The organism is Synechococcus sp. RedBA-s, from assembly GCF_024345495.1.
Lineage (GTDB): Bacteria > Cyanobacteriota > Cyanobacteriia > PCC-6307 > Cyanobiaceae > Regnicoccus_A.
In genome coordinates this window covers 43,486-62,882 of the sequence record NZ_JAGQBF010000017.1, presented here as the reverse complement: position 1 = coordinate 62,882, position 19,397 = coordinate 43,486, and the positions used below count along the sequence as shown (strand labels likewise).

The 19,397-nt window shown below is 66.7% G+C and carries 26 protein-coding genes, 1 tRNA gene and 1 riboswitch; of the genes, 14 read left to right on the top strand and 13 right to left on the bottom strand.

Annotation, left to right across the window (positions count from 1 at the left end):
- Nucleotides 1–291: 291 nt before the first annotated feature.
- The gene (locus KBY67_RS08865; protein ID WP_255110665.1) at nucleotides 292–1,629 is read left to right on the top strand and encodes a cation:proton antiporter; all 1,338 of its coding nucleotides are present in this window, start codon (nucleotides 292–294) and stop codon (nucleotides 1,627–1,629) included.
- A gap of 51 nt (nucleotides 1,630–1,680) precedes the next feature.
- Here the strand turns inward: KBY67_RS08865 and KBY67_RS08860 are convergent, their stop codons facing one another.
- Nucleotides 1,681–1,983, bottom strand: coding sequence for a hypothetical protein (locus KBY67_RS08860; protein WP_255110664.1), 303 nt, complete (start codon nucleotides 1,981–1,983; stop codon nucleotides 1,681–1,683).
- A gap of 53 nt (nucleotides 1,984–2,036) precedes the next feature.
- Here KBY67_RS08860 and KBY67_RS08855 point away from each other — a divergent pair, with 53 nt between their 5' ends.
- Together KBY67_RS08855 and KBY67_RS08850 are read left to right on the top strand one after the other, a co-directional pair.
- A complete protein-coding gene (locus KBY67_RS08855) occupies nucleotides 2,037–2,918 on the top strand; it encodes an alpha/beta fold hydrolase (RefSeq protein WP_399214198.1) in 882 nt (293 codons plus the stop codon).
- Nucleotides 2,919–2,924: 6 nt separating this feature from the next.
- A complete protein-coding gene (locus KBY67_RS08850) occupies nucleotides 2,925–3,806 on the top strand; it encodes a galactose mutarotase (RefSeq protein ID WP_255110663.1) in 882 nt (293 codons plus the stop codon).
- Here the strand turns inward: KBY67_RS08850 and KBY67_RS08845 are convergent.
- Nucleotides 3,784–4,764: an NAD(P)-dependent alcohol dehydrogenase gene (locus KBY67_RS08845; protein ID WP_255110662.1), complete on the bottom strand. Its 981-nt coding sequence runs from the start codon at nucleotides 4,762–4,764 to the stop codon at nucleotides 3,784–3,786. The two genes, KBY67_RS08850 and KBY67_RS08845, sit on opposite strands and share 23 nt — an antisense overlap.
- 217 nt (nucleotides 4,765–4,981) lie before the next feature.
- Nucleotides 4,982–5,103: riboswitch (guanidine-I (ykkC/yxkD leader) on the top strand.
- Nucleotides 5,104–5,128: 25 nt separating this feature from the next.
- Between KBY67_RS08845 and speB the strand changes: the two genes are divergently transcribed.
- The 7 genes from speB to KBY67_RS08810 all read left to right on the top strand — a co-directional run bounded on the left by speB (nucleotide 5,129) and on the right by KBY67_RS08810 (nucleotide 10,384).
- Nucleotides 5,129–6,334, top strand: a complete 1,206-nt coding sequence (gene speB, locus KBY67_RS08840) for an agmatinase (protein WP_255110661.1) — start codon at nucleotides 5,129–5,131, stop codon at nucleotides 6,332–6,334.
- A gap of 3 nt (nucleotides 6,335–6,337) precedes the next feature.
- Entirely contained in the window at nucleotides 6,338–6,730 is a 393-nt protein-coding gene (gene hypA, locus KBY67_RS08835) for a hydrogenase maturation nickel metallochaperone HypA (RefSeq protein WP_255110660.1), read from the top strand.
- Between the two features lie 4 nt (nucleotides 6,731–6,734).
- Nucleotides 6,735–7,493, top strand: coding sequence for a hydrogenase nickel incorporation protein HypB (gene hypB, locus KBY67_RS08830; RefSeq protein ID WP_255110659.1), 759 nt, complete (start codon nucleotides 6,735–6,737; stop codon nucleotides 7,491–7,493).
- 5 nt (nucleotides 7,494–7,498) lie between these two features.
- Complete coding sequence (locus KBY67_RS08825) at nucleotides 7,499–7,642, top strand: glutamine synthetase (RefSeq protein ID WP_255110658.1); 144 nt, start codon at nucleotides 7,499–7,501, stop codon at nucleotides 7,640–7,642.
- 99 nt (nucleotides 7,643–7,741) lie between these two features.
- Nucleotides 7,742–8,845, top strand: coding sequence for an ABC transporter substrate-binding protein (locus KBY67_RS08820; RefSeq protein ID WP_315855572.1), 1,104 nt, complete (start codon nucleotides 7,742–7,744; stop codon nucleotides 8,843–8,845).
- The gene (locus KBY67_RS08815) at nucleotides 8,845–9,615 is read left to right on the top strand and encodes an ABC transporter permease (protein ID WP_255110657.1); all 771 of its coding nucleotides are present in this window, start codon (nucleotides 8,845–8,847) and stop codon (nucleotides 9,613–9,615) included. The genes KBY67_RS08820 and KBY67_RS08815 overlap by 1 nt, the downstream gene beginning before the upstream one ends.
- Before the next feature lies 1 nt (nucleotide 9,616).
- Nucleotides 9,617–10,384, top strand: coding sequence for an ABC transporter ATP-binding protein (locus KBY67_RS08810; protein ID WP_255110656.1), 768 nt, complete (start codon nucleotides 9,617–9,619; stop codon nucleotides 10,382–10,384).
- Between the two features lie 18 nt (nucleotides 10,385–10,402).
- Here the strand turns inward: KBY67_RS08810 and KBY67_RS08805 are convergent, their stop codons facing one another.
- Complete coding sequence (locus tag KBY67_RS08805; protein ID WP_255110655.1) at nucleotides 10,403–10,582, bottom strand: hypothetical protein; 180 nt, start codon at nucleotides 10,580–10,582, stop codon at nucleotides 10,403–10,405.
- 71 nt (nucleotides 10,583–10,653) lie between these two features.
- Here KBY67_RS08805 and KBY67_RS08800 point away from each other — a divergent pair, with 71 nt between their 5' ends.
- Complete coding sequence (locus tag KBY67_RS08800) at nucleotides 10,654–10,995, top strand: hypothetical protein (RefSeq protein ID WP_255110654.1); 342 nt, start codon at nucleotides 10,654–10,656, stop codon at nucleotides 10,993–10,995.
- Nucleotides 10,996–11,206: 211 nt separating this feature from the next.
- Here KBY67_RS08800 and KBY67_RS08795 read toward each other — a convergent pair whose 3' ends face one another.
- Genes KBY67_RS08795 through KBY67_RS08765 form a run of 7 tightly spaced genes read right to left on the bottom strand, consistent with a single transcriptional unit; the run spans nucleotide 11,207 to nucleotide 16,268 of the window.
- Complete coding sequence (locus tag KBY67_RS08795) at nucleotides 11,207–12,025, bottom strand: gamma-glutamylcyclotransferase (RefSeq protein WP_255110653.1); 819 nt, start codon at nucleotides 12,023–12,025, stop codon at nucleotides 11,207–11,209.
- Nucleotides 12,026–12,049: 24 nt separating this feature from the next.
- Nucleotides 12,050–12,499 (bottom strand): hypothetical protein, encoded by a 450-nt coding sequence (locus KBY67_RS08790; RefSeq protein WP_255110652.1) that lies wholly within the window; start codon nucleotides 12,497–12,499, stop codon nucleotides 12,050–12,052.
- Between the two features lie 26 nt (nucleotides 12,500–12,525).
- Entirely contained in the window at nucleotides 12,526–12,999 is a 474-nt protein-coding gene (locus tag KBY67_RS08785) for a DCC1-like thiol-disulfide oxidoreductase family protein (protein WP_399214193.1), read from the bottom strand.
- Complete coding sequence (locus KBY67_RS08780) at nucleotides 12,962–13,873, bottom strand: ion channel (protein WP_255110651.1); 912 nt, start codon at nucleotides 13,871–13,873, stop codon at nucleotides 12,962–12,964. The genes KBY67_RS08785 and KBY67_RS08780 overlap by 38 nt, the downstream gene beginning before the upstream one ends.
- Nucleotides 13,870–14,742, bottom strand: coding sequence for an MlaD family protein (locus KBY67_RS08775; protein WP_255110650.1), 873 nt, complete (start codon nucleotides 14,740–14,742; stop codon nucleotides 13,870–13,872). Before KBY67_RS08775 ends, KBY67_RS08780 begins: the two co-directional genes overlap by 4 nt.
- Entirely contained in the window at nucleotides 14,739–15,350 is a 612-nt protein-coding gene (locus KBY67_RS08770) for a hypothetical protein (RefSeq protein WP_255110649.1), read from the bottom strand. The genes KBY67_RS08775 and KBY67_RS08770 overlap by 4 nt, the downstream gene beginning before the upstream one ends.
- Before the next feature lie 39 nt (nucleotides 15,351–15,389).
- Nucleotides 15,390–16,268, bottom strand: coding sequence for a GNAT family N-acetyltransferase (locus KBY67_RS08765; RefSeq protein WP_255110648.1), 879 nt, complete (start codon nucleotides 16,266–16,268; stop codon nucleotides 15,390–15,392).
- Nucleotides 16,269–16,606: 338 nt separating this feature from the next.
- Here KBY67_RS08765 and KBY67_RS08760 point away from each other — a divergent pair, with 338 nt between their 5' ends.
- Nucleotides 16,607–16,975: an AbrB family transcriptional regulator gene (locus tag KBY67_RS08760; protein ID WP_255110672.1), complete on the top strand. Its 369-nt coding sequence runs from the start codon at nucleotides 16,607–16,609 to the stop codon at nucleotides 16,973–16,975.
- A 116-nt stretch (nucleotides 16,976–17,091) separates the two neighbouring features.
- On the opposite strand, the gene KBY67_RS08755 is transcribed toward KBY67_RS08760, so the two are convergent.
- The gene (locus KBY67_RS08755; protein ID WP_255110647.1) at nucleotides 17,092–17,691 is read right to left on the bottom strand and encodes a methyltransferase domain-containing protein; all 600 of its coding nucleotides are present in this window, start codon (nucleotides 17,689–17,691) and stop codon (nucleotides 17,092–17,094) included.
- A 30-nt stretch (nucleotides 17,692–17,721) separates the two neighbouring features.
- On the opposite strand from KBY67_RS08755, the gene KBY67_RS08750 reads away from it, so the two are divergent.
- On the top strand, nucleotides 17,722–18,141 hold the full coding sequence (locus KBY67_RS08750; RefSeq protein WP_255110646.1) for a thiol-disulfide oxidoreductase DCC family protein: 420 nt from the start codon (nucleotides 17,722–17,724) through the stop codon (nucleotides 18,139–18,141).
- Between the two features lie 39 nt (nucleotides 18,142–18,180).
- Here KBY67_RS08750 and KBY67_RS08745 read toward each other — a convergent pair whose 3' ends face one another.
- Together KBY67_RS08745 and KBY67_RS08740 are read right to left on the bottom strand one after the other, a co-directional pair.
- Nucleotides 18,181–18,582, bottom strand: a complete 402-nt coding sequence (locus tag KBY67_RS08745; protein WP_255110645.1) for a hypothetical protein — start codon at nucleotides 18,580–18,582, stop codon at nucleotides 18,181–18,183.
- A gap of 195 nt (nucleotides 18,583–18,777) precedes the next feature.
- Nucleotides 18,778–18,849 (bottom strand) — tRNA-Val (locus tag KBY67_RS08740).
- Between the two features lie 41 nt (nucleotides 18,850–18,890).
- Between KBY67_RS08740 and KBY67_RS08735 the strand changes: the two genes are divergently transcribed.
- Nucleotides 18,891–19,394: a metal-binding protein gene (locus KBY67_RS08735; RefSeq protein ID WP_255110644.1), complete on the top strand. Its 504-nt coding sequence runs from the start codon at nucleotides 18,891–18,893 to the stop codon at nucleotides 19,392–19,394.
- The last annotated feature ends 3 nt before the right edge of the window (nucleotides 19,395–19,397 follow it).

Genomic DNA, 19,397 nt, shown 5'->3' with positions numbered 1-19,397 from the left:
GAGCGTCGGTCATGGGGGCGGGGCGAAGGGGAAGGGGGCGGCGAGGCTGAAAAACGGTCGGCTCAAATAAAGCGTTGCCGGTCCGATCTGTGTCCACGGCAAGTCTGGCTCAGTTTCGTGGTGGACGAATCGGAGGCGGTTTAGGCCGCTCGACGCGGGCCTGAGTGCGGGCCGTTTGGTGTGGATTCACTGATGGGGGTCAAAGAGCAGTCTGGATGGATCCCAATCCGGGCGGCAGATCCCGTTTAACGTCGCGCCCAACACCAGCCAAGTGCCGAGACCTCAGCCTTCATGACCTTCCCGACCCTGCTGCTCGAAATCGGCAACCACAACGTGGAGGTGGCCGAAACCCTGATTGGGGTGGGCCGTTTTCTGCTGATCTTCCTGGCCGCTCGCACCTTGGCTGAGCTGATGGTGCGGCTGCAGCTCCCCACCATCCTTGGCGAGCTGGTGGCGGGGGTACTGATCGGCCTCTCCGGCCTGCATCTGATCCTTCCTCCCGAAACTGGCGCTGAGCTGAGCAACTGGTTCACCTCCACGGTGGCCTCCCTTTCGTCGTTGTCGCCCAGTGCGGTGGAGTCGATCTACATCGAGACCTTCCCCAATCTCCAGTCGGTGGCCACCCTGGGTTTGTTCGCCCTGCTGTTCCTCACGGGTCTCGAGAGCGAGCTCGATGAGCTGGTGGCGGTGGGTGCCCAGGCCACCACGGTGGCCGTCACCGGTGTGGTGCTGCCCTTTGCCATGGGCACCTTCGGGCTGCTCTATTTGTTCCACGTGCCGCTGATTCCGGCGATCTTCGCGGGTGCGGCGATGACCGCCACCAGCATCGGCATTACCGCCAGTGTCTTCGGCGAGCTCAAGTACCTCAAGACCCGCGAAGGCCAGACCGTCATCGGCGCCGCCGTGCTCGATGACATCCTCGGCATCGTGATCCTGGCGGTGGTGGTGGCCGTGGCCGGCGGCGGCGCCCTGGAGATGGGACCGATCGTCAAGCTGCTGATCGCCGCAGCCCTGTTCGTGGCCCTGTCACTGTTTCTCAGCCGCACCGCCGCTCCCGCCTTCGACTGGCTGCTGGATCGGCTCAAGGCCCCTGGTGAGGTGGTTGTCGCCTCGTTCGTAGTGCTCTGCCTCTGCTGCTTCGCCGCCCAGGCCATCGGCCTGGAAGCGGCTCTGGGTGCCTTTGCCGCCGGCCTGATCCTGAGTGGCTCCCGCCACACCCACGCGATTCAGGAAACGGTCAAGCCTCTGGTGTCCCTGTTCGCCACCATCTTCTTCGTCCTGATCGGCACCAGCATGGATCTCTCCGTGCTCAACCCGATGGATCCGGCCAACCGTCCCGGCCTGGTGATGGCCGCCTTCCTGCTGGTGGTGGCGATCATCGGCAAGGTGGCCGCCGGCTGGACCTACGTCAGCAAGGAAAAGACCAACCGCTTGGTGGTGGGTCTGGGCATGATGCCCCGCGGTGAAGTGGGCCTGATCTTCCTGGGTCTGGGCACCCAGGCCGGGCTGCTCACTCCGGCCCTTGAGGCGGCGATTCTGCTGATGGTGATCGGCACCACCTTCCTCTCGCCGATCTTGCTGCGGCTGGTGCTCAGCCGCGAGGAGAAGCTGGCCGAGCAGTTGGCCTGAGAGCCCCAAGTGTCCCATCGTCTGTTGGGCTCAATGGGTGCTCAGTGGCGCTCAGCCTTCGTCGTTGCGGCTGGAGGAGGCCACCGCCCAGAACGCTCCAGCCAGCACCGCCATCAGCCCGAGGCTGGCGGCCCAGCTGGGGCTGAGGACCAGGCTCAGCATGAGCTGAGTGATCGCCCCCACCGCAAAGGCCAGCAGCACGCTGCTCGTCACCAGCATGATCTGACGCAGCCCCTCCGAGAGCGGCCCCTCGCTGAGAGCCTCCTCCAGCCGGGCCAGCGGCAAGGAGAGGGGCAGGTACAACGCCAGAGCCCAGAGGGCCGTCCCCGGCAGCAGGCTGGACCAGTCGAGCACGGAGCGAACCCCCCGAAGTGATCCCTAGCATCGACGACCAAGCCACAGCTGCGTTGATCGGCCCCTGTTCTGAGCCCTGGATCCATGCAGGCCATGGGGTCCATGCCCTGGCCTGCCGACCGCCGCAGCCCCAGGGCCCGGCCGTGCTGCTGGTGCATGGCTTCGGCGCCTCCACTGACCACTGGCGCTACAACATCCCGGCGCTGGGCGAGCGCCATGAGGTGCATGCTGTCGATCTGTTGGGTTTTGGCCGCAGTGCCAAGGCCGAGGGGCTGCCCTACGGCGGCGGGCTGTGGCGTGACCAGCTGGTGGCCTATGTGCGTGAGCGGATCGGGCGACCCACGGTGCTGGTGGGCAATTCCCTCGGCGGCTTTGCGGCCCTGGCGGCGGGGGTGGCCCTGGGCGGCGAGGCGGCCGGGGTGGTGCTGATCAATGCCGCCGGTCCCTTCAGCGACGAGCAGGCCGAACCCAGCGGCTGGGGAGCCATCACCAAGCGCACGATCGGCGCTGCCCTGTTGCGCAGTCCGGTGCTGCAGCGGCTGCTGTTCGAGAACCTGCGCCGTCCGGCCACGATTCGGCGCACCCTCAATCAGGTCTACATCGATCGCACCAACGTGGATGAGGAGCTGGTGGAGGCGATCCGGCGGCCGTCGCTGGACCCCGGCGCCTTTGGGGTGTTTCGCACGGTCTTTGACATTCCCCGCGGCCAGCCTCTCGATGAACTCTTTGCCCAGCTCCAGGTGCCCCTGCTGCTGCTCTGGGGCATCCGCGACCCCTGGATCAACGCCGCCGGGCGCCGTGCCGCCTTCCAGCGCCACTCCCCAGCGGCCACCACTGAGGTGGTGCTCGACGCCGGCCATTGCCCCCATGATGAAGTGCCCGAGCAGGTGAACGCTGCCCTGCTGGAGTGGCTCTCGAGCCTGCCGGATGCCTGAGGTGCCATGCCCCTGACCCACCGCACCACGCCATATCCCCACTGGGAGTTCAGCACTGCAGCCGATGGCGATCTCCTGCGGCTGGTGCCGGAGCGCGGCGGGCTGCTCAGCGGCTGGCGTTGCAACGGCCGTGAGCTGCTCTACCTCGATGAGGCTCGCTTTGCCGATCCGGCTCTCTCGGTGCGGGGAGGCATGCCGGTGCTGTTCCCGATCTGCGGCAACCTCCCGGCTGATCAGCTGCCCCTTCCCCAGGGGAACTTCACGCTCCAGCAGCACGGCTTTGCCCGGGATCTGCCCTGGGAGCTGGAGGAGTTGCCGGGGGCTGTGGGCGTGCGTCTGAGCCTGGGCGCCAGCCCCGCCAGCCTGGCGATGTTCCCCTTCCCCTTCCGGCTGCAGCTGGAATTGAGCCCCCAGCCTGGAGCCCTGGCGATCGCGGTGCTGCTGCACAACCCCGGGCCGCAGCCGCTGCCGTTCGCCTTCGGCCTGCATCCATACTTCGCCCTCAGTTCCCTGGCGGCGGCGGCGCTGGAGGGATTGCCGGAGCAGTGCTTCGATCACGGCACCATGGCTCCCGCCGCCACCGCCCCGCTGCTGGAGCGGCTGGAGCAGGGGGTGGATTTGCTGGCGCAGCCGGGTGCTGCGGTGCGCTTGCTCGATCGAGGCAGCGGGCTGGCCCTGGAGCTACAGGCGGAAGCCCCCTTCGATCTGGCGGTGGTCTGGAGTGATCCACCCCGCCCCATGGTCTGCCTGGAGCCCTGGACGGCACCCCGCGGTGCCCTGGTGAGCGGTGAGCGCCGGCTGGAGGTGGCCCCCGGCCAGACCTGCCGGCTGGCTTGCCGCTATCAACTGATCGAGGCTTCCGGGATCAGCCCTCAGGATCCATCGTGATCACCACATTGCCTGTCTTGCGCCCACTGTCGACATAGCGGTGGGCAGCCACGATCTGCTCCAGCGGGTAGTGGCGGTCGATCACGGGCCTGTAGATCCCGGCTTCGGCCAGCTCCGCGAGTTGACGCACGTCACCGGCTTTCACGTTCAGGGGACCGGCGATCACGGTCATGTTGCTGCTGACTGTCTGCCAGGGGCTGAGCAGCATGGCGCCCAGCCCCGCCTGCAGCAGCACCAGACGGCCCCCTGGCCTCAGGCAGCGGCGGCTGCGGGCAAAGGGTGCGGTGCCAGCTGTGTCGATGATCACGTCGTAGGTGTCACCGCATTGGCTGAAATCAGTTTGCTGGTAATCGATCACCTGGCTGGCCCCGAGGGAGTGGACGAGATCCTGGTTGGCTGAGCTGCACACCCCGATCACGTCGGCACCCAGGTGACAGGCCAGCTGTACCGTCGCTGTGCCGACGCTGCCTGAGGCGCCGTTGATCAAGACCCGCTCTCCAGGCTGAACCTTGGCCTGGCGCAGGACCGCGAGGGCCGTGGTGCCTCCGAAGCAGAGCGCGGCGGCTTCATGGAAGTTGAGGTTGGAGGGCTTGCGGGCCAGCTGGCCATCCTCCGGCAGGCAGATGTACTCCGCGTGGCAGCCCATGGCGGAGTCGCTGAAGGCCACCAGTGGATCACCCGGCCTGAAGCGGCTCACATCGCTGCCCACCGCTTCGACGACACCGGCCAGCTCACTGCCCAGAATCGGTTGCTTTGGTCTGGAAAAGCCGAATACCAGGCGGATGATCAGCCCGAAACCGGCGGGCACCTCCAGGCTGCGGACCCTCCAGTCGCCGGAGCTCACCGTGGTGGCCCTGACCTGGATCAAGACCTCATGGGCTGCGGGGATAGGAGTGGACACCTCTGTGAGATGAAGCACTTCAGGTGGTCCGTAGCGCTCATAAACAACGGCTCGCACGGTTGTTGCTCCCAGGGCACAGTGTTTGGGCCAGTCAGGCTAGATCTTCTGGTTCGGGTGCAGTCTTTCTTGAAATCGTTCCGGGTTTCAAGAGTATTTCGTGATGTATCTGTGCTCGTGTGTGCTCCCTTCCAGTCAACCGATCCAGACCTGGGATTCACTCTCTGGTAGCAACCATCACAACTCCATCGCTGTGATGGGGTGAAAGTTCAGTTGCGGAAGCAGCTTCTAGGGTTCCGGCTGACGCCAGTTCGCTTCGGCGAGCTGGAATCAGCGTCTGGTCCGAGAGAAGCTCACCGGGGTCACCCGGTTGCACGGAGGGATAAAAGCCCGGGAGACCGCAACCCCACCTCCGTGTTGTGCCATGACCGCATCTTCAGGCCCAGAAGGGGCCTTCGACCGTCGTACCCAGGCGCCGCCCGCTGGCCGCCAGGGCGCTGAGGCCCTCGAGAAGGAGGCCCGCCTGCCGCTCACCGGCTGGCAGCAGGAGGTGGAGCAGGGCCTGCGCTTTGGCCTTGAAGCCGCCGAGAGCATCGTCGATCGGCGCATCTCCACCTTCTCGCGCGGCGAGTTGCCCCACTACGCGGGCATCAACACCTTCATGAAGGCGCCCTACATCGAGGACGTGAATCGCGTCGGCGAGTTCGATGTGGCGATCCTGGGAGTGCCCCACGATTCCGGCACCACCTACCGGCCCGGCACCCGCTTCGGCCCCCAGGGCATCCGCCGCATTTCAGCGCTCTACACGCCCTACAACTACGAGATGGGCGTCGACCTGCGCGAGTCGATTCGGCTCTGTGATGTGGGCGACATCTTCACGATTCCCGCCAACAACGAGAAGAGCTTCGATCAGATCTCCAAGGGCGTTGCGCACGTGTTCGCCAGTGGAGCGTTCCCGATCATTCTTGGCGGCGACCATTCGATCGGCTTCCCCACCGTGCGTGGCGTCTGCCGTCACCTGGGCGACAAGAAGGTGGGCATCATCCACTTCGATCGCCATGTCGATACCCAGGAGATCGACCTCGACGAGCGCATGCACACCTGCCCCTGGTTCCATGCCACCAACATGGCCAACGCGCCGGCCGAAAATCTGGTGCAGCTGGGCATCGGTGGCTGGCAGGTGCCGCGGGAGGGGGTGAAGGTCTGCCGCGAACGGGGCACCAACGTGCTCACCGTCACCGACATCTGCGACATGGGCCTCGAGGCGGCCGCCAGGTTCGCGATTGAGCGCGCCACCGATGGCACTGATTGTGTGTACATCTCCTTCGACATCGACTGCATCGACGCCGGCTTCGTGCCCGGCACCGGCTGGCCCGAACCCGGTGGGCTGCTGCCGCGCGAGGCGCTCAAGTTGCTGGAGCTGATCGTGCGCAACGTGCCGGTCTGCGGCCTGGAGGTGGTGGAGGTGTCGCCCCCCTACGACATCAGCGACATGACCTCACTGATGGCCACCCGCGTGATCTGCGATGTGATGGCCCACCTGGTGGTGAGTGGCCAGTTGCCCCGCAAGCAGAAGCCCGCCTGGTTGCACGACGCCTGCAACATGGCCGTCGATCAGAAGTGGAGATAGGTCATGCATGAGGTCGACATGACCAAATGCCTGCTGCTCTCCCTGCAGGAGTGGAAGCGGGGGCAGGAGCCCCAGACCCCCGTGGTGACAGCCGTGCATCTGCAGGTGGGTGAGTTCACCTGCGTGGAGCCCGAGGCGCTGCGCTTCACTTTCGCCGCCGCCGTCCAGGGCAGCTGGCTCGATGGCTCAACGCTCGAGATCGAGTCCGTTCCCCTCAGGGCCCGCTGCCTGGCCTGCTCCAGCGCCTACCACCCAGACCCTGAGCGCGCCTACCGCTCTCCCTGCTGCGATCGGCCCATGGAGGAGATCGTGAGCGGCCGTGAGCTGCGCATTCGCTCCGTCGATTACAGCCTGCCGCACCAGACCTCACAACCCGCCGCCGTTCCCCCGCGCTGATCCCATGCACATGCCCCTCAGCGACACCCTCGGCCTCAACCTGCTGGCCGCCAATCAGCACCAGGCGGAGCACAACCGTGAGCACTTTGAGGCCTGGAACCTGCTCTGTCTCAATGTGATGAGCAGCCCCGGCGCTGGCAAGACCTCCCTGCTGGAGCGCACGATCACCGCGTTGGCGCCACAACTGGAGATGGCGGTGCTGGAGGGCGACATGACCACCCAGCTCGACGCCCAGCGCCTCGAAGCAGTGGGGGTGCCGGTGGTGCCGATCACCACCGGCCGCGCCTGCCACCTGGATGCGGCGATGGTGAGCGGTGGCCTGCGTCAACTGCAGGCGCGGCTCAACCCAGCCGATCTCGATCTGCTCTGGGTGGAGAACGTGGGCAACCTGGTCTGCCCGGCTGAATTCGAGGTGGGCGAGCACCTCAAGGTGGCCCTGCTCAGTGTCACCGAAGGCGAGGACAAGCCACTCAAGTATCCGGTGATGTTCCGGGAAGCTGATTGCGTGCTGATCACCAAGGTGGATCTGCTCCCTTACCTCTCCATCGACGTGAGCCGCATCGAGGCGCACATCCATGCCGTCAATCCTGAGGCGGAGGTGTTTCAGCTCTCGGCTAGCTCCGGCGCCGGGCTCGAAGCCTGGCACCAGTGGTTGCTGGCCGCCACCCGGGCGCACAGGTGCCGGGCGGAGCTGGATCCCGGCGATCCCAATCTCGTCAATGCCTCCGGCTCAGCGCCGAGCAGCGGACCGAGCTGGGCCTGAAGGTGTTGCCACGGACCCTTGGCGAGGCGATTGAGGCCTTCGCTGTCGATCCATTGTCGCGCACGGTGTTCGGTGATGCCATGGCTACCGCGTTCATCGACTACAAACGAGCGGAATGGGCCGACTATCACGGCCAGGTGTCGGTGTAGGAGCGCTCTCGTTATCTCGAGTTCCTCTAGAGCCGCCAATGGCGCACCTTCGTTTTCCTCCAAATCCTGATTTTTTGTCTTTACTTTGGCGCTCTACCAATGACCTCCAGTCAGTGTCCTGATCCCAGCTCCAGCTCAACCCTCACCGGCTCCAAACTCACTAGCTCAGGCGCTGCTCGGGCCATCAGCCATCAGCGCTCGCGGCAACCACGTCGGCGCCAACGGTTGGTGGGATGCGGCCTGCTGGCGCTGATGGGCACAGGCCTGCTGGCCAGCTGCCAGAGCCCGCCGCAGACGGGGAGCGCGCCGGTGCGAATTGGCTACAGCGCCTGGCCCGGTTGGATTCCCTGGAAGGTCACCGAGGAGAAGGGCCTGTTCAAAGCGGCGGGGGTCCCGGTGACCCTGCAGTGGTTTGATGGCTACCTCGATTCCATCAACGCCCTCAACGCCGGCCAGCTGGATTGCAACAGCCAGACCCTCAACGACACGATCAGCTCCATCGCCGGTGGCGCCGATCTGCGGGTGGTGCTCACTAACGACAACTCCACCGGAAACGACCAGGTCATCGCCGCCCAGGGCATCATGGCGGTGCCCCAGCTCAAGGGCCGCAAGGTGGCTGCTGAGGAGGGCACCGTTGATCACTACCTGCTGCTGCTGGGCCTGAAGAAGGCGGGACTCACGGCCAAGGACATCGAGTTCGTGCCGCTGGAAACCGGTGCGGCCGCGGCGGCCTTCGTAGCCGAGAAGGTGGATGCCGTTGGAGTGTTCGCCCCCTTCACCACCCAGGCACTCAAGCGCCCCGGCAGCACCACCCTGATTTCCTCCAAGGAGTTCCCCGGCGCTATCAGTGATCACCTGGTCTGCCGCACGGAGTTTGTGGAGAAGAACCCTGAGCAGCTGCAGAAGGTGGTGAACGCCTGGTTCGCCACCCTCAAGGAGATCAAGGCCAACCCAGACTCCAGCCTCACAATCATGGCGGCTCGGGCTGGAGTGAGCGAGGCCGACTACAAGGAGTACGACGCCGGCACCACGATCTTCACGCTGGAGCAGAACCGTGAGGCACTCAAGCCCGGCAACACCATGGCCTCGCTGCCCTTTGCCGCCGCTGAGATCAGCACCTTCCTGCAGGAGGTGGGGTTGGCCAAGACACCGCCGGATCTCACCAAGCTCTTCGACGCCCGTTTCGTCGATGCGGCCCCCTGATGCGGTTCTTTGAGCGATCCACCCTGCGCTCCCCCTGGTTGCTCGGTCCGCTCGGGATCCTGGTGGTACTGCTGGTCTGGTCCCTGATCAGTCTCAGCGGTGTGGTGGACCCCCTGTTCCTGCCCAGCCCGCTGGCGGTCTGGCGGGCGGCGGGCGAGCAGGTCCAGGCGGGAATCCTGGTGGCTGATGCGATCGCCAGCATCCGGCGGGTGTTCCTTGGCTTTGCGCTCTCGGCGGCGCTGGCTCTGCCCCTCGGCATTGCCATGGGCAGCAACCCGTTGATCTGCCGCCTGCTGGAGCCCCTGCTGGGGCTGATCCGTTACATGCCGGCGCCGGCCTTCATTCCCCTGCTGATCATCTATTTCGGCCTGGGGGAATTGCCGAAGGTGCTGCTGATCTTCATCGGCACCTTCTTCTTCAACACGTTGATGATCATGGATGCGGTGAAGTTCGTACCTCAGGAGTTGCTCGAAACCGCCCTCACCCTCGGCGGCAGGGGCCTGCCGATCCTCACCCGTGTGGTGGCCCCCTACATCGCCCCGCAGGCGATTGATGCCTACCGCATCAACATGGCCTCGGCCTGGAATCTGGTGATCGTGGCGGAGCTGGTGGCCGCCAACGAAGGCCTGGGCAAGCGCATCAGCCTAGCCCAGCGCTTTCTGCGCACCGATGAGATTTTCGTGGGGTTGATCGTGATCGGCCTGATCGGCCTGCTGATCGATCTGGGGTTCCGCGCCGTGCTGCGGCGTAGTTGTCGTTGGGCCAGCTGAGATGCATCTCTCCGTCAATGGCGTCAGCAAGAGCTTCGGTGACGGCCGTCAGGCCAAGTTGGTGCTCGACGACATCAGCTTTTCGATCAAGTCCGGCGAATTCGTGGCTTTGGTGGGCAGTTCCGGCTCGGGCAAGTCCACGGTGATGCGCCTGATCGCCGGCCTGGAGCGCCCCAGCGCCGGAGTGATTGCCCTCGATGGCAAGTCGGTGCACGGGCCCGGCTCCGATCGGGGCATGGTCTTCCAGAAATACAGCCTCTACCCCTGGATGACGGCGGCCCAGAACGTGGCCTTCGGCATGTCGCTGCAGGGGTTGCCCAGGGCCCTGGTGCGCGAGCGCACCGCCTACTTCCTGGAGGTGGTCGGTCTGCAGGATGCCGCCCGGCGCCTGCCGAAGGAACTCTCGGGGGGCATGCAGCAGCGGGTGGCGATCGCTCGCGCCCTGGCCGCCGACCCGAAGGTGGTGCTGCTGGATGAACCCTTCGGTGCCCTGGACCTGCAGATCCGCGAATCGATGCAGGAGTTCCTCTATCAGCTTTGGCAGCGCTCCGGCCTCACTGCTCTCTTGATCACCCACGACCTGGAGGAGGCGCTGCTGCTGGCCCAGCGGGTGCACATCATGGCGCCGCGTCCCGGGCGGATCGTGCGGACGGTGGAGGCCGATCTCGACCGCTCCAACCTGGCCCACCTGAGGGTGTCCCCGCCGTTCCTGGAGCTGCGGGAAGAGCTGGTCACCACTCTGCGCAATCTCGATGCCGCCGCCAGTTGATGGGATCGCGGCCGGGGGTTATGTGTTGGCCGAGTTCTGCTCCGGCTCCAGCAGGCTGGGTTGGATGCCCAGATACACCGCCTCACGGAAGAGGGCCTGGTGGGTCTGGGCGTCGCCGTTGGCGCGGGCTGCGGCCATGCGCTGGCGCAGGGACAGCACCAGGGCCTGCTGACGCGGTTCCAGGGTGGTGGGAGCCATGGTGGTCAATTCTGCGCCGGTCTTGACCGGGCCTTCTGACCCATCAGCCTATCGAGAGATGCAGCTGCTGGATGGATCCCATCGACAGCCCAGGGAGCGGTGAACCGCAGAGCCCCGACGACTTCTGGAGCGTGCCGGTGGTGCAGCGCAGCTGTGGCGTCGATGGCGGCGAGAACCCGGCGGTGTTGCTGCATGCGGGGGTGAACGCCAGCTTCGAGACGGGGTTCAGCAACCCGATCGATGGGGCGATCCGCGATGCGGCCCGTGCGATCGACCTCTCCGCCTGGCGCAAGCTCGACGAGATCCCCTTCGACTTCAACCGCAAGCGACTGAGCGTGCTGGCCTGTGCCGACGGCGCCCCGGTCCTGATCACCAAGGGGGTCTTCCTCAAGGAGCTGGCGGTGGCGGTGTGACGCTGGGATTCCGAGGCGACCCTGGTGCCCCGGGCGATCAGCCGGGCGGATGAAGCCGGTCTGGCGATGCTGGGCCTGCTGGCGCTCTCCGACCCGCTCCGCCCTGGGGTGCAGGTCACGGTGGCTGAGCTGGAGCGGCTGAATCCTTCGGCCTGGGCTGGCCGCCGGCGCGGGAACTCCGCTTCGAGGCCGGCAGTGGCCGGCGGCTGCCCTAACTCAGCTCTGTTTCCAGCTGCTCCAGCCAGGCCTGGGGCAGCTGCCAGTGGCGGGCTCCGCGCCGGATGGCCGCGGCGTAGCTGTCGCCGGCGCTTAGCCGCGGGTGGCACCAGGCGGGGGTGGGCACGTAGGTGAGGGCCTCGAAGGATTCGCCGGTGCTCGTGATCAGCTGGACCGGCTGGTGGCGGTAGTGACCAGCCGCCACTCCCTCGCAGCGATCGAGGCTGGCGCGATCCTTCGGGCTGTGGTGGTGCACCACCCCCCAGCAGTGGGCGCCGCTGCAGGGCACGAGTCCGGCGGCGCCTTCGCCCGGGGCGCGGCCCAGCCGCCGCTTGTTGATCCCCCAGCGCCAGCCCTCCAGCCGCGCCACCAGGCCGCTGCCATCCCAGCGGGGGCAGCGCTCCGCCAGCTGGGTGGGGCAGAGGTTCGAGCCGTAGCTGAACACCGGGGTGCTGCCCCAGTCGCCATAGGGCACCAGCGGCAGGCCGATCACCTGCTCGGGGCGGCCCAGGTAGACCCAGGCCCAGCTGCCGTCGCTCAACTGCCAGCGCTGGCGTTGATACTCGTTGGGCACATCTTCGAGCTGATCAAGCCGAGCCAGACCGCCCACCGTCAGCTCATGGAGCTCGCCATGGAGCAGGGCTGGCTGGATCAGAGCTGGCTCCGGTGCGGGCACCGCCATCGGGTAGGGGCCGAGGTCGTGCAGCCGGGCTCCCGCCAGCCGCCGCCGCCCGAGGAAGCGGCTGCCATCGAGCCAGGGGTGGTTGGGCTCCCCCCTCTTCAGGCTCCCGTAGACGAACACGTGATCCGGCATCGGGCGCTGGTCTGCTCTTTTGCCTCAGCCGGGGAGCGGCTCGGCGGGCTCGATGCCCCACTCCAGGCGGATCGCCGGGTTGCTCAGCTCCCAGGCATGCTCCTGGGCGGCCAGTGGCGCCGTGCGGTTGCCGTGCTCCAGACCACGACGCTCCAGTTCCCCGCGCACTTCAGCCTGGAAACAGCGGGTTTCGCGCAGGAGATCGGCCACCCGCTGCGGCCCCCCCAGCACCTTCTGCATCGACCCCTGGCCGCTGGAGAGCTGGAGGGTGGCGAGATGGTCCTCGAGCCAGGCCCATTCGTAGGGGAGCATGGCGTCGCTGCAGCTCTGCAGGCACTGGCGATAGCTCTGCAGATGCTCTTCGAGCACCCGTTCACTCAGGGGGCTGTAGGCAACAGAGGCCGGCTCGCGGCCGGATTCGCTTGCTCCGGAGCGCTCCCGCAGTCGGTGCATGATCTCGCGCAGATAGCTCATGGCGCCGCGATCGCTGGGCTCAGAGGTTAGGCGGGGGGGAGCTCATCGGGATCCAGCGGCAGCCCCCGCAGGGCGAGGGCCCCACGGCGGGCGGCCAGCAGCAGGGGGTAGAGCCTGCGGCTGCGTTTCTGTTCAGCGAACACCGCGCTGAGCAGAGCCAGCAGGGCGGAACTGGGCTGCAGCTGGGCGCAGAGCCGCTGCACCGCCTCGGCGCCATGCCAGCAGCGCTCGCCCTCGATCAGCACTGCTCCTTGGGCCAGATCGAAACCGCGTGCTTTGAGCTGCCGGCGCAGGGTGTGATCGGCGCGGCCATCGACGATCCGCAGCTGCGGCAGCCCGCCGCTCAGCTCACCCATGACGGCGAAGGCGCTGCAGAAGGGGCAGCCACCGTCGTACACCAGCTGGATGCTGCCTGGCTCAATGCTGCTGAGTTGGGTGCTGCCGGGCTCAGTGCTGTTGGGATCAGCGCTGGCGGGTGTCGTTGAAGCGGCTGAAATCAAGGCAGCGAAACTCGCTCTGATCGTCTCTGACGATATCGACGAAGGTCTCATCGAAGCGGATCTGGCTGCTGTTGTAGGCGGCTCGCTTGTACACCGGGCTGCGCACCGTTTCATCGACGCCCTCGAACGCCACCAGCACCTCCCCGTGGGCGGCGCGCAACTGGGCCTGGCCCAGGCCATGCATGGGGCTGTCGGGGTCGATCGGGTGCATCACCGTCCACATCAGCTGGAACAGGAAGGCCTGGCTGCGCACCAGCTCCAGCCGGTGCAGGCGGCGCATCCGCTCGCCCTCGGCACTGCGTTCGTCGATGGCCAGGTAGGCCTGCACCTCGGTGCTCACCAGGTTGTTGTGGTGCACGTTGGCGATGCGGAAGGTGAGGCAGGGCCTGCCGTCCCAGGGCTGGACCGTGGCCACCTCGCTGAAGCGGATCTCCGCACGGCTGCGGGAGAAGCGGGCGAACACCAGGCCGGTGGTCACGGCGGTGAACACCAGGCTCACGAAGGCCTGCAGGGTGACCAGTCCGTTCACCAGGGGCGAAACAGGGTGGAGCACGCCGTAGCCGATCGAGCCCAGGGTCTGAACGCTGAAGAAAAAGGCGTCGCTGAAACCCGCCACCTGGCCCTGGGGCAGGCCGCCGATGCCGGGAGCATCGAGCAGATAGAGCAGCGCGAAGGCGACGTTGGTGCCCAGGTAGGCCAGGGCGATCAGCAGCAGGAAGCCCGGCCAGGGCACCTTGAGCATCAGCCGGTAGGGCTCCCGCCACTGGCTGATCAGGCTGTCGATGTTGTCGGCGCGGTAGACGCCATCGAGCTTGAGCAGGCGCACGGGGCGCAGGCGGCTGGCGCGGGGTCGCAGCGGGCGGAAGGGACTCATGGTTTCGCTGCCGGTGAGGCAGGGGCGCGCTCCGCTGCCGACGGCACCCCCAGCAGATGATTGGCCCGCTCCGCCAGGGTTCTGATCTCGCGGATGGCGCCAACCACCTCCGGCTGGGTGTCACGGATCAGTCGGAGGGCTTCGGCGGTGGCCTCCTGGGCTTCGGCGCCGGTGCTCTCCAGCCGCTGGCCGGTGCGCTTGAACTCCTGCAGGGTGTCACGGGCGCTGGCGGCGGTGGTGCCTGATTCCTGCTCCACCCGGCGGCTGAGCCGGCTCATATCGCCGAGGGTGCCATTGAAGCCGGCGATCGCTCCGGGCAGATCCCGCTCGGCGATCGCCGCCGTGCCCTGCAGGGCGCGGTTCAGCACCAGCCGGGTCTCGCCGATCTGCACCAGCAGCTTGGCCAAGTCGGGCGATTCGTCGAAAGGGATCAACCGGTCGGTCTTCGCTGGGCTCTGGCCCGCTTTGACGGGGTCGGCGCTGAGGGCGATCAGGCTGCTGCCGATCAGACCCTCCTGGTAGCGGAGGGCGCGGCTGGCGGGCCCGATCAGGGGGCGGTAGCGCTCAGCGATGCGCAGGTCGACCGCCACGCTGCCATCCGGCCCCAGCTGCACCTGCTCCACCCTCCCAACGCGGTAGCCGGAAATCGTCACATGGACCCCCGGCCAGAGCCCGGTGGCATTGCTGGTGCGGAAGCGCAGGGCGAAGCTCGAGCTCAGCCAGGCCTGCTGGCGCAGGGCCTCCGTCACGATCCAGGTGCCGAAAACCAGGGCCCCGAGCAGCACCAGCCAGCTGAGGCCCTCACTGAGGCTGAGCTGCAGACGCTGGCCCACCGGCACGGCGGGCGGATCGGCTTGGTGGTCCGTCATCCGATAGGGGGAAGGTCGGGGGGAACGAGGATGAAGAGCAGCACCTCCATGCTGAGGATCACCAGGATCGCTTCCACAGTGGCCGCGGCGATGCGGCGGGGCAGGTCCTCGGAGCGATGGCGGCAGCGACGGCCCTGGCGGGCGCAGATCAGGGCGCTGATGGCCGTCAGCCCCGCTCCATGCAGGGCCATCCTGGCCATGGCTGCTGGGCTCAGCAACCCCAGCAGGGGCGGAAGCTGACGCAGGGGCTCGGGGACCGAGGTGGCCAGGGCGCCGGCCACCATGGCCGTGGCGAGGATATAGGGGAGGAGCAGGGTGGCGCAGATCGCCGCGCTGCCCATGGCCGTCGCCAGCTCGATGGGGGTCTGGCCCTGACGGACTGCCGCTTCCCCCACACGCTGCGGGGCGCAGGAGCTGATCCAGGTCAGGGTGACGGCCATGGGCGCCACCACGTTGATCAGCGCCACCAGCAAGGCCTCCAGGCTGAGGGAGGCGCGCTGGCTGAGCAGGTTCACCAGAAAGGTGATCAGCCCCGCCCCCACACCAGCGGCCAGCACCACAGTCAGAGGCATGGAGGCGAGCAGTTCGCGGCGGATCTGCTTCACCATCGCCAGCCGGGACAGCTCAGGTTAACCAGCGCTTTTGTCTCAGCCCAGCTCCAGGCAGGCCAGGCCGTAGATGTCCTGCAGGGGCAGCTCGGGAGGGGTGCCGCGGTACATGCGCACAGTGCGCCCGGCGATCTGGAAGCCGCGCTGCTCCAGGAGACGATGGGACCTGGGATTGGCCTCGGGGGCGTCGATCAGCACCGGTCCGCTGCGCTCCGAACAGAGTCGATCCAGTAGGGCGCCCGCCAGCAGGGGGGCATCCGCCAAAAGGGGCCCAAGCCGCCAGCCCACGGCGCCGCCGCCATCGGGCAGCAGGCAGGGCCTGATCCGTCCGAAGCCGCGGCAACAGCCCAGTTCATCGCGCACCAGCTCCACGGTGCCGTTGTCCTGGCGCAGCCATTGCCCCAGGAAGTGGGGGCGTGGTGTGGCTTCGTGACGGGCGTCGTAGCGGAGCACGAGTTCATTGGAGCCGGCATCGGCGCCGAGCTGCGCCGCCGCCACCACGGCATAGCCCGTTGGCAGCTGAGCGTCGCTGCAGCGGGCACGGCTGGCGGAGGGAAGGCGCCAGCGCAGGGTGTCGTAGGCCGCCTTGAAGCCCCAGTGGCCGTAGTCGATCAGCCGCTCGGGTGCCGCCTCCAGGCCGATGCAGGCCACCCCATCGAGGTGGGCGAGGGCCTGACGCCAGAGCGCCACCCCGTAGCCCCGTCCGCGGAAGGCGGGGCGCACAAGGAACAGGCCGATGAATCCATAGCGCTCGTCGTAACGAACTCCCGCCACACATCCCACCGGCTCCTCGCCCAGGACCCCCACCCAGAGGCCAGTGGCATCGGTCTGGCGGTACACACCGGCATCGCCCAGTCCGGGGCAGAAACCCTCCTGCCGGGCCCATTCCGTCACCAGGGGCAGGTGTGATTCGGCCATGGGCCGGATCGTGAAAGCAGGACTGGCGACCAACGCGGCGACCCCTGGGATGCCCGATCACCGACATCCTGACCGATTCGTTGTGCTCAGGCCCGGCTCTGGTGATGGCCCTCAAGTGGATGGCTGAGCCGCTGGTGAGTTGGTCACGCTTGAAGATCCAGCCTGACGCTGAGCCCACCCCTGGGAAAGCGTTGGGATGATGTGACCTTCCGTCAAGCGGCTTGCGGCTTGCATTCGGTCATCAGTTTGCGGGGGTTGTTGGGTTGAACTGGGGGCTGTTTGCTGGTCAAGGCATCTGTTCGATTGCTATGATTCGCCTGTTCTTAGAAACGAATGTCATGCTCACCGGACCTGACCTGCTCGCCAAGGTGAAGGAGATGGGTGATGCCTCCAAATCCGACCTGGTGCGCAGCTGCGGCTACGTGAGTTCGAAAAAAGACGGCAGCGAGCGGCTGAATTTCACGGCGTTCTACGAAGCGCTGCTGGAGGCCAAGGGTGTCAGCCTCGGCGTCGGTGGTGGCGGTGGTGCGGGCAAGAGTGGCCGCAAGCTCAGCTACGTCACCAAGGTTCAGTTCAATGGCAACCTGCTGATCGGCAAGGCCTACACCGCCCTGATCGACCTCAAGCCCGGCGATGAGTTCCAGATCAAGCTCGGCCGCAAGCAGATCCGCCTCGTGCCTGTCGGCAGCGACGACGAGGACGAGTGATCGCCTGAGTGCGGCGGCCTGCCATCGCCTTGCCGCAACTGGGGTTTAGTCCCTTTCATCACGTTGTAAAGAGCTGCTGCCTTCAGCCGAGGGTGGCAGCATTTTTGTGCCTCGTCTCAGCCTCTGCGTCGCCAGAGGCCGAGCCATTCGTTATCCCGGCTGGGCACTCTGTGCTCGGCAGGGCCCCACACTTCGGCTTCAAAGCCGGCGTCCTCCAGCAGCGCGCTCACCTGCTGCGGTTGAGCGCCGAAGGGTGGGCCGCCGCTGCGGCCGTGGCACCAGAACAGACCCAGCAACCAGCCGCCCGTTGCTACCAGGTGCGCCATGCTGCGGGCATAGGCGCCACGCAGGGCTGGATCGATCGCGCAGAAGCAGGTGTGCTCCACCACGCCGATCATGCTGGCTGCAGTCAATCCCGCCTGCTGGAGCGCCGTTGGAACGAGGGCATCCAGCTGCAGCCACTCAGTGGAGGCCTGGGGCTGATCCAGCCGGCGGGCTTCGCTCAGGGCTTCGGCGCTGATGTCGATTCCGGTCACCGAGAAGCCGAGCTGCGCGAGCAGCCGTGCGTCATGGCCGCGGCCGCAACCGGGCACCAGCACCCGCCCCGGTGGCTGCGGTGCCAGCGGATGCTCCTGCAGAAAGTGCGCCAATGGCGGGGCGGCCTGACCCAGGTCCCAGCCATCACGACCCTGCAGATAGCGTTGATCCCAGGCCAATGGCGTCAGCTCATTCCCTAGGTTCAAGTGATGACCACAGCTGAGCTCACCCTTCTCTACGACGGAGCCTGCCCACTCTGCAGGCGTGAGGTGGAGATTCTCCGCCGTCGTGATGGCGGCCGCAGAGCGATTCGCTTCGTCGATATTGATGATTCCCTCTATGATGCCGCCGCATTCCAGGGCATCAGCTACCGGGAGGCGATGGGCCGCGTCCATGGCATCAAGGCCGATGGCCAGGTGCTGCACGATCTGGCGGTGTTCCAGGACGCCTACCGGCTGGTGGGGCTCGGCTGGATCTACGCCCCGATCAACTGGCCGCTGATCGGCCCCCTGGCCCGTGCTCTCTATGGCCTCTGGGCCCGACTGCGGCTGCGCATCACCGGCCGCCCCGACCTCGACACGCTCTGCGCCGGGCGAGGCTGCAGCTGTGAGCTGACAACTGGTCAGTGAGGGACCTGGCTCAACGCGAGCTGGAGTGGGGGTGACGCATCAATATTGAATGTTGATCATTTTGCCGAAGCTGAAGGGAACTTTCTCTTCGGTTTTTTTGCCCAGTTGCTTGTTCAGCTTGATGCTCTCGGCTTCCACGTCGTAGCCCGTGGCCTGCGGGTCGCAGTTCTGGGTGCGCAGCACTTGGCGTTGCTGCTCAGACCTGGCCTCCAGGGTTTGGCTGGGGCCAGTGCCCAATTGCTTCAGGAGCTGCTCCGAAAGCCGAGTGCAGGCCAGGGTCTGTGCGGCCGCCGGCAGGCCCGAGGCTGCCACGGCGGCACTGACGATGAGCGCGATGGACTTCATGGATCGAGGACCAGTGATTGATTCATTTAAATGCGATGTGGATCTGACAGTTGGGGCTTCATCGCGATCAGGCAGGTCGAGATCAAGCCGCGACACCACCTCAGCGATCAGGATCTCTCGCTGACGGCAAAGCCTGGATTGCCCAATGGCCGAAAGCGAGCGCCTCGCGCTGCGAGTCAACGCTGCCTTCTTGAGCGGGCTCGATCAGATCTCACAGGCCGATGACCTCAGCCGGGCCCCCGCTGACGGAGATCCTCCTGAGCTCCGAGATGACGGCCATTGGCTGAGTCATGCGCGATGCCGGTTTCGAACCAGCGACATCCTGCTTGTAAGGCAGGCGCTCTACCGCTGAGCTAATCGCGCGCGGAGTCATTCTGCCTGAACACCAGCCGTCTGCATCCGCCATGGCCGATGGCCGCAGCCATGACCGCGCCACCTGGCTGCTGAGCCTGCCCTTCGCTCTGCTGTGGTGGCCGTGGCTGGGGCTGGCGGGGGTGGCGAGCGCCGCCGCGGGTTTTTTGCTGGGTGGTCTCTGGCTCTCTCCTGACCTCGACACCCGCTCCAATCCCAGTCGGCGCTGGGGTCCGCTCGCCTGGCTGTGGTGGCCCTACCGCCGCGGCCTGAGTCACCGCTCACTGTTCTCCCACAGCCCTCTGCTGGGCACGGCGCTGCGGCTGACCTATCTGGGGGTGATGGTGTTGGCGCTGAGTGCGCTGCTCGCTCCCCTGGGCGCTCCGGGTCCCGGGCGGCTGCTGGAGCTGGGCCGTGGGCTCTGGAGCCAGCAGCAGCCCCTGGTGCTGGCGCTGCTGCTGGGGGTGGAGGCCAGCAGCTGGCTGCACCTGCTCCAGGACGGTGATCCACTGCCGCGTCTGCCCCGGCTGCTGCGACGGAAGCGCAGACGGCGTTAGGAC

Excerpts from the sequence above, each read along its gene's own strand:
- KBY67_RS08865 (WP_255110665.1), top strand. The coding sequence starts at position 292 with ATGACCTTCCCGACCCTGCTGCTCGAAATCGGCAACCACAACGTGGAG.
- KBY67_RS08850 (WP_255110663.1), top strand. The coding sequence starts at position 2,925 with ATGCCCCTGACCCACCGCACCACGCCATATCCCCACTGGGAGTTCAGC.
- speB (WP_255110661.1), top strand. The coding sequence starts at position 5,129 with ATGACCGCATCTTCAGGCCCAGAAGGGGCCTTCGACCGTCGTACCCAG.
- hypA (WP_255110660.1), top strand. The coding sequence starts at position 6,338 with ATGCATGAGGTCGACATGACCAAATGCCTGCTGCTCTCCCTGCAGGAG.
- hypB (WP_255110659.1), top strand. The coding sequence starts at position 6,735 with ATGCACATGCCCCTCAGCGACACCCTCGGCCTCAACCTGCTGGCCGCC.
- KBY67_RS08820 (WP_315855572.1), top strand. The coding sequence starts at position 7,742 with ATGACCTCCAGTCAGTGTCCTGATCCCAGCTCCAGCTCAACCCTCACC.
- KBY67_RS08815 (WP_255110657.1), top strand. The coding sequence starts at position 8,845 with ATGCGGTTCTTTGAGCGATCCACCCTGCGCTCCCCCTGGTTGCTCGGT.
- KBY67_RS08810 (WP_255110656.1), top strand. The coding sequence starts at position 9,617 with ATGCATCTCTCCGTCAATGGCGTCAGCAAGAGCTTCGGTGACGGCCGT.
- KBY67_RS08805 (WP_255110655.1), bottom strand. The coding sequence starts at position 10,582 with ATGGCTCCCACCACCCTGGAACCGCGTCAGCAGGCCCTGGTGCTGTCC.
- KBY67_RS08800 (WP_255110654.1), top strand. The coding sequence starts at position 10,654 with ATGGATCCCATCGACAGCCCAGGGAGCGGTGAACCGCAGAGCCCCGAC.
- KBY67_RS08795 (WP_255110653.1), bottom strand. The coding sequence starts at position 12,025 with ATGCCGGATCACGTGTTCGTCTACGGGAGCCTGAAGAGGGGGGAGCCC.
- KBY67_RS08790 (WP_255110652.1), bottom strand. The coding sequence starts at position 12,499 with ATGAGCTATCTGCGCGAGATCATGCACCGACTGCGGGAGCGCTCCGGA.
- KBY67_RS08780 (WP_255110651.1), bottom strand. The coding sequence starts at position 13,873 with ATGAGTCCCTTCCGCCCGCTGCGACCCCGCGCCAGCCGCCTGCGCCCC.
- KBY67_RS08775 (WP_255110650.1), bottom strand. The coding sequence starts at position 14,742 with ATGACGGACCACCAAGCCGATCCGCCCGCCGTGCCGGTGGGCCAGCGT.
- KBY67_RS08770 (WP_255110649.1), bottom strand. The coding sequence starts at position 15,350 with ATGGTGAAGCAGATCCGCCGCGAACTGCTCGCCTCCATGCCTCTGACT.
- KBY67_RS08765 (WP_255110648.1), bottom strand. The coding sequence starts at position 16,268 with ATGGCCGAATCACACCTGCCCCTGGTGACGGAATGGGCCCGGCAGGAG.
- KBY67_RS08760 (WP_255110672.1), top strand. The coding sequence starts at position 16,607 with ATGCTCACCGGACCTGACCTGCTCGCCAAGGTGAAGGAGATGGGTGAT.
- KBY67_RS08750 (WP_255110646.1), top strand. The coding sequence starts at position 17,722 with ATGACCACAGCTGAGCTCACCCTTCTCTACGACGGAGCCTGCCCACTC.
- KBY67_RS08735 (WP_255110644.1), top strand. The coding sequence starts at position 18,891 with ATGGCCGATGGCCGCAGCCATGACCGCGCCACCTGGCTGCTGAGCCTG.